Consider the following 6767-nt stretch of genomic DNA (forward strand, 5'->3'; position numbering starts at 1 on the left):
GGCTGCCGTCGGCAGCCCCTTCATCCCCCCTTTAAAATGATTATCATTACTGTTGGTGGAATAGTTTATTTTCTGGAAGTCCCTTAGATAGTTCTGAGGATGCTGTAGGTGTGTTTTTCACCACCATCAGCCATCACACTGAGTTCTTTTTGCACAAACTTTGGCAGGAAGCTGAAACTTGGGTACGGTGTAGATAGGTCATCTGCAATAGTTCTACAGCAATATTAACACCTTTAGAAAACTTCCTAAAAGCATTCATATTTAGTTATTTTATGAAATTAATTTTCATGACTAAATTAAAGCCTATATATCAAGTTTAACTTAGTTAATTCAATCAATGATGCAGGGAACTTAAGGATGAATAGCCATTACCAAAGTCATCTATATGCAATCGCACTCCCATTTATTAAAGTTGCCAAAGTCTTTCTATTGTAAATTGGCTATTTTAGATAAGCGTAGTTTCGATAATCTCCCGCCAGTATCAAAGGTAGAAGTTTAAGTAAGGTGATTTCTGAGAAAAAATTTACCGATGCAGGTAAAGTATGATCTTGATGAGTAGGGATACAGGAGCAAGCATTTGGATACGTTAGCTGTTTCAGGGACACCCAAATCATTAACGCGATCGCTGGCACTGAAAAAGCTGAACTAGATATCAATAGTAAAGATAAAGCACAATTAATTAATGAATTTTTCATTGCTATTCCTTGGCAACCTTACTGAGTATCTGAACTAATCTATAGATACGTGTAGCCGATTAGTTCAGAAGTGTTATAAAAGACTTACTTTTTAAAGATTTTATGGTAGTTAAGCAGATATCTCACCTCAGAAAAAACGGATGGGTAAAAGGCAATACGGTTCGGTTAATAAAATTATCTGTTGAAGCGAGCAGGGGAAGCAGGGAGACAAGAGAAGCAGAAGAAGAGAAATTGCTTAACAATAACTCTTTTTCCTTCCTTGCCTCAAGAGCTTATCCGAACCGTATTGGGATTAAAGGTTTTTATAAAAATGAGAAAGGAGAATTTGTTGCCATCCCTGAAGTACCAAACGGTGCAGTAAAGACTATTAGTTTTGTTCATAGTGAAATAAGCTCAGTTTTTGGCATCGCTTTAAGTGCGCTTATCCTTGCTTGTGGATTAACGACTGCTCCGATACCAAATCATCTTTTTACGAATACATCCACCCGTAATATGTTGTCGCTTTTTTCCAGTCAGGTTGCAATATCGACTCCTACTTTTAAAACTACAGAACTAGAAAAATCCGTTTTTGACGAAATTAATCGATATCGGGCCTCTATTGGACTGCCAAAATTGACCCTAAATGCAAATATCACTCGACAGGCAAGAATTCATAGCCAGAATATGGCTAAAGGTAAAACCCCATTCAGCCATCAGGGATTTGAACGGCGAGTCAAAGCTATCCCTCTTCCCTACAACAGTGCGGCGGAAAATGTTGCTTTTAATCGGGGATATAGTAACCCTGTAGACGAAGCTGTTACTGGTTGGATCAAAAGTCCGGGACATCTAAAGAACCTTAAAGGAAATTATAACCTGACTGGAATTGGCGTTGCTACTAATAATCAAGGCGAAGTCTACCTTACACAGCTTTTCTTTCGCACTAGGTAAATTTAATTTCTGATTGTTTTGCACGATAATAATGTCCCTACCCTATCGGTTATTTCCGACCCAAGGTGTGTCCAAAACACAAGCTTATATTCCTTGGTGAGATATGACGATGGCTCAACGACATTTCGCTTGCTCTCCCCGTAAACTCTTGCTTACGGTTGGTGTTTTCAGCAATTTTCACCATTAACCGCTTTCGTCCCCGCTTTACAGAGCGAGATAATCAGTCTCTTCCGTAGGGGCTACCATTATCTGGTATTTTACGTGCTTTCAACCCCGCACCAGGGTGGTAGGACTTGGTTTTCTAGGATACTTAACTTCATATTACAGTGGACAAATCATAAACGAGGGCATCTCAATATCGCTGTACCCTCCCAAAAACTGGAAAGGCAAACACCTTCCCCTGTTCGCGCCAACTCCTGAACTTTTAAAATGGTGGAAAGCTTCTACCAAAGATACTGAAGCTGAAAAAAGAGTACGAGCGTCAGTTTCTGCTCGTTCTTCACTCTTCGGCAGCAGTTGATTGAGCTTTGGGTGCGGAAACAGCAGCAGGCTAGCGCGGACATTACATTACTGTGCTTCAAGAACACCAGGGATTTCTGCCCAATGGCACATCGCCTTGCGGGAGGTGGTTGGCGATCGTCTCATTTAGAAGAAGACAATCGCAGAATTTTTCGGTCTACTGACGGGAGCAAGAAGTGCTTTGAAATTGCAACAAGGGTGAAATTGCAACAGACTGCACTTGCTTGACAATACCATCTCCCTGAATAATCACCTGGGAACGTGACTGAATTAATTCCCGTATCTGCGGACAACCTAGAAATTGAGTCAGTTCTGTTAAAGCAAAAAGAAACTCTGTATTTAATTTATCTAAAGATGGTCGCAATATCTGGTTTAAGTCTGGCACGTGAGGAAAAGATTTAATGCCTTGCTTTTGCCAGTTTTGAAAATCAACTGCTTGGATAAGTTTTCCTGCTTCTATTTGTGCTTGAAAAAATGCTGCAACTGTATCGGGTTCTAGGCTATGGATTGTTGCTTGTTGCCTAACCTTTAATAATAACTCTTGTTCACGCTTTCGATCCTCGATAGGACGTTTGTGATTCCATTTCCATCGGGCTACATCATGTGCAATTAGCAATCTTTGCTGGATCAATTTTAGTAATTTATCTACACGTAATTGTTGCTCTGCACTTGTAATACCTTGAGGATTTGCTGATTGTAACAACCCAGAGTTCTTGGCAGCAAATTCTAATTTGAAGCTAGCAGCAACTACTCTACTACTGAAAAAAAGCTCAAAGAAAATTATGATAATAAACAGAAGTGGATACTTTGTCAAAAAACTTAATTTCATGTCAAAAAACTTATGCAGCCTGCTAGTTATTAGTTTTTTTACAGTAAGTTGATAGGAATATAGTATTTAAATCTCAAGCAAAATATCTCATAGTTACTCACAAAAAGCAAGCTCATTACAAAACAATAAGCTGTTGCGTATGCAGGATTGAAATACAATTACAGACCGAAGAAGTAGCATTTAATCAAATGCAGATATTCTTAAATCTCGTGCAGAGTCCCTGCTGCAAGCTATCTGTGCTGGCAATCCTACTACCTGAACTTGAGTATGAACGTCGGTTCCGAGAAGTTCTTCACTATAAGGCAGCAGTTGATTGACCTTTGGGTACGGAAACAACAGCAGGCGAATGCAGATATTACCTTGTTGTGTTTCGAGAAGACTGAAGATTTCTGCTAAAGCGGGTAAGGGTATTGAAACGGCTGATGATCTGAGTGCAGCGAACCGACAGGTCGGCGCTTCGCTATCGCAGTTGCAGAAGCCATCCGACAGTTACAGCCAAGGGTGTTTACGCTGGAGAATGTGCCGCGTTATCAGAACAGTCAGAGTTTTGCCATCATCCTGAATGCTTTGGAGCAAGAGGGGTACTCAGTCGTTGAGGGCGTGGTCAACATGGCTGACTTTGGTTTGCCCCAGGCGCGGCGGCGGTTAGTCCTGATTGCAAGCAAGGGTTTTCATGTTGCCCTACCTTCGAGCGCTACACCTTGCGGTTGGTATGAGGCGTTCACGAAGTGTGCCGAAGGTATCGCCCATCTCATTCCTATGATGCTCGACTCTCAACTACTGCTCAAGCAACAACAAGCTTTGGAGAGATTTTTAGCCGGAAATGCGCCAACACCATTGCTAATAGAAAGAGTTGGGGGGCGTACAGAATCCAAGTACAAACCTGGATATTTACCTTGCAATACGATATTGCGATGCCTGCGGCGGGCTGCGCCTACGCATTTCACAGATCACAAAGGTTGCAACCGTAGCAAGTTCGCTGATATCTGGTTGCCTGATGGTACTGTCAAGTCTTTGTCTATTGAGGGGGCGGCGAAGTTACAAGGGTTTCCCGATTGGTACGAATTTCTCAGCGAGGCAGCAACGGCGGGGTCAATTATCGGCTATTCCGTGCCTCCCAGTTTCGCAGGTCAATTATTCATGTCAGCACAAAGTATTTTGAAAGGAGCTTACTTATGACGATAAGGAGCGACACCGATATGACTTAACAAAAACATCTAAAGATATATCAAGCGAATCAACAATTTTTTCATTGCCGCCGCAATTGAATGTACTGTATGCTGTTTTCGGAAAGCAAAAAAGTAATATTTTTTACCTAAAAATTAACTTGAAGATGAAGTAACTAATGCTGCGTTCAAAAAGTGTGTGGCTTGTTCCGGTAGTGCTTTCATTAGCAAGTTTCGCTTTAGATACTACAAAAGCGATTGCACAAACTAATTATGAATTTGAGGCTGTTTACAATTTAGAAGTTAGCTTGAGGGAGATTGCGCCGAACATCTCGGTGGGAACGGTCGTTGGTAATAGTCTTAATGCTCCCTACGGTTTGACTCAATTATCAAGCATGAGCTATTCTCGGCTCGATCCTAATACTGGTATATCTACAGCTAGCCCAGATGCAGTAACGTTTGGTTTAGAAGGTTTACCACCGCTCATTGACAGGTTTTTTAGCAAAGACAGTGATGATAGTTTGATTGGTAGCAGTACCGCCACTGCTACAAGTGACCTCGAAAACCTGACAGCATCAGCTTTTGGTATTCTGACCATTAGTGGTGGTACAGGTAGATTTAACGGTGCTATCGGTACACTCACCCTTAGCGATAATTACACCATTAGTCCAGACCCAACTGTTCCTTTGATAGGTCAGGCTTTAGTTAGCGGCTCCTTCCAGATACCCACTTCAGTACCGGAATCGGGAAATTCCTTATCGCTGGTGGGCATTAGTGCAATTGGTGCTGCTTTCCTGCTACGCCGACATCATCACCAAGCCAATATGTAGAGTCAGAGTTCATCAATAACGCTATAGCGATCAGCCACGCTGGATGGAAACTGACATTTTTTTTGATGGCAGTGATGATGTAGGCTCATAGTGTTGATTTGTATTTTACTTGGTTATTTAACTGGGAAAAAATTAGGTCTGATGCTACAACTTTAACTCAGCTTCAAGCTGAAGTTAGCGCGTGGTCACAACGTGTCTTAGATATGTCGGGATTGTTATCAGAATCAACTGCGAGCGCATAGGGATTGTAGCAGAGTGGGTGATAGAACTTCAAGAACTCAATGAGCGAGTTGATACCCCACCCGCTACAAAATAAGCATTTGCACAGGCTTTAATTGCTAATTCTAGTAACTCCCTGTCTCGCCCTTCTTTACTTCCTGAATATTAGACCTGAATCCTTACGAAAGTTTTAGATTTGGGCGCTGGTACTAGACTCTACTCAGGTATGCTTCAATCAGTCTTTCCTAATGCAGAATTACCTTACTGGATTTAGCTTTTAAATGCCTATTAGCTTACTAAGGCTATATTGTGATAGAGCGCTACTCTTTATAAAGGGAATCCAAATGAAAGTGCAACATACAAAATTAGTTTTAGCTGGATTGCTGATAATGGGATGCATTGGATTGCTGCGATCACTACCCGTCCTTTCACAGCCCAGCACCCCAACTCAGTCAACGGCAATCAGAGAAACCTACCAGGGGAGTTGGACAGGTCGGCTGCAATACGTCGGTTTTCAGGGTCAGATGCTGCTATTTATAGATAAATCGGGCAAGCTATACGGCAGTTTTGAGTCTGACGATGGCGACAGATTTGCTCAAATTAGTGGAACCCATCGCGGCAATGCGTTTCATCTGACATTTACGCCCACCCCAGACAGTAGTTATTTAGGAAATAGCTCAGAGCCTTATATCGTTAATGCAATTGCCACATGGAAAGGCGGAAATCGCTTTATCCTTGGAGTTCCAGGTTCAACAGGTCATCCACAGTCCTATATTTTTGAGCGAAAGTGACCATCTGGCAATTGCTCACTGGTCTTTTTTAGCGTGCATTGGCACAACCAACACTTTATCTATTCGGTTTCCATCCATACTAACTACTTCAAAGCGTAGTCCCACCCACTCAAAATGTTCAGCGACCAAGGGAATATGCCCTAATTGGTTGACGACAAATCCCCCTAAAGTTTGATAGTTTACCTCTGCCCCTGGTAACAACTTTCTGATATCTAAAATCTCTTTCAACTCATCAATTGGCAACAGTCCATCTAACAGCTATGATTACTGAAAATGATGATTCAGTGGATGCAGTCAATGAACTGGTGAGAAAAATCTCTATTAAAGAAACTTAGCTAAAAATAGCTCAACAGTCTAATCTTATTCAGACTGCTGAAGCGTTAGAAAATCAACTATCCCAATTACAACAAGAATTAAGAGATAATTCAGACACACAATTACAATCATTGATGAGCTTGTGAAATGCTTACGACGACAACTGAGCTTTTTAGAAGTGGGGCTTACGCCTGCGCTAAAATATGATGTTCCCATTCTGAAATAATGGCAATTGAATCACTTGGGTTTGTTTGGCGTTATCAAGGTTAGACAACGAAATCCCCAACAATCTGACACTACGATTCTCCAGTTCAATTGACTCAAACAGGGCTTTGGCTATCTCAAAAATCGTAGATAATTCACTTATGGGAGCAAGCATTGTCTTACTGCGGGTTATCTGATGATAGTCAGAAAACTTGACTTGGTAGGGTCGAGGTGTGCATTACTGCATCACCCCTCCCATTCGGAACCGTGCT

8 protein-coding genes and 1 pseudogene are annotated in these 6767 nt (G+C 41.7%); 5 read left to right on the forward strand and 4 right to left on the reverse strand.

Going from position 1 to position 6767, the window contains the following annotated elements; all coding sequences use genetic code 11:
- Positions 1-440: 440 nt before the first annotated feature.
- The gene (locus HWQ42_RS13080; RefSeq protein ID WP_292812610.1) at positions 441-695 is read right to left on the reverse strand and encodes a hypothetical protein; all 255 of its coding nucleotides are present in this window, start codon (positions 693-695) and stop codon (positions 441-443) included.
- Between the two features lie 387 nt (positions 696-1082).
- Between HWQ42_RS13080 and HWQ42_RS13085 the strand changes: the two genes are divergently transcribed.
- Positions 1083-1622 carry a CAP domain-containing protein gene (locus HWQ42_RS13085; protein WP_292812623.1) on the forward strand — a complete coding sequence of 180 codons (540 nt, stop codon included), beginning with the start codon at positions 1083-1085 and terminating at the stop codon, positions 1620-1622.
- 676 nt (positions 1623-2298) lie between these two features.
- Here HWQ42_RS13085 and aroQ read toward each other — a convergent pair.
- Positions 2299-2970, reverse strand: coding sequence for a gamma subclass chorismate mutase AroQ (aroQ, locus tag HWQ42_RS13090; RefSeq protein ID WP_292812613.1), 672 nt, complete (start codon positions 2968-2970; stop codon positions 2299-2301).
- Positions 2971-3237: 267 nt separating this feature from the next.
- Between aroQ and HWQ42_RS13095 the strand changes: the two genes are divergently transcribed.
- The 4 genes from HWQ42_RS13095 to HWQ42_RS13110 all read left to right on the forward strand — a co-directional run bounded on the left by HWQ42_RS13095 (position 3238) and on the right by HWQ42_RS13110 (position 5976).
- Entirely contained in the window at positions 3238-3366 is a 129-nt protein-coding gene (locus tag HWQ42_RS13095) for a hypothetical protein (protein WP_292812615.1), read from the forward strand.
- A 123-nt stretch (positions 3367-3489) separates the two neighbouring features.
- Positions 3490-4149, forward strand: a complete 660-nt coding sequence (locus tag HWQ42_RS13100; protein WP_292812617.1) for a DNA cytosine methyltransferase — start codon at positions 3490-3492, stop codon at positions 4147-4149.
- Between the two features lie 166 nt (positions 4150-4315).
- The gene (locus HWQ42_RS13105) at positions 4316-4966 is read left to right on the forward strand and encodes a hypothetical protein (protein ID WP_292812619.1); all 651 of its coding nucleotides are present in this window, start codon (positions 4316-4318) and stop codon (positions 4964-4966) included.
- Between the two features lie 563 nt (positions 4967-5529).
- Positions 5530-5976: a hypothetical protein gene (locus tag HWQ42_RS13110; RefSeq protein ID WP_292812621.1), complete on the forward strand. Its 447-nt coding sequence runs from the start codon at positions 5530-5532 to the stop codon at positions 5974-5976.
- Positions 5977-5991: 15 nt separating this feature from the next.
- On the opposite strand, the gene HWQ42_RS13115 is transcribed toward HWQ42_RS13110, so the two are convergent.
- Together HWQ42_RS13115 and HWQ42_RS13120 are read right to left on the reverse strand one after the other, a co-directional pair.
- Complete coding sequence (locus tag HWQ42_RS13115; protein ID WP_367119053.1) at positions 5992-6234, reverse strand: transporter associated domain-containing protein; 243 nt, start codon at positions 6232-6234, stop codon at positions 5992-5994.
- 253 nt (positions 6235-6487) lie between these two features.
- Positions 6488-6703 (reverse strand): annotated as a pseudogene (locus HWQ42_RS13120) (DNA polymerase IV); the annotation flags it as partial.
- Positions 6704-6767: the final 64 nt, after the last annotated feature.

Origin of the sequence: Nostoc sp. JL23, from assembly GCF_017115065.1 — a bacterium.
GTDB lineage: Bacteria > Cyanobacteriota > Cyanobacteriia > Cyanobacteriales > Nostocaceae > Nostoc > Nostoc punctiforme_A.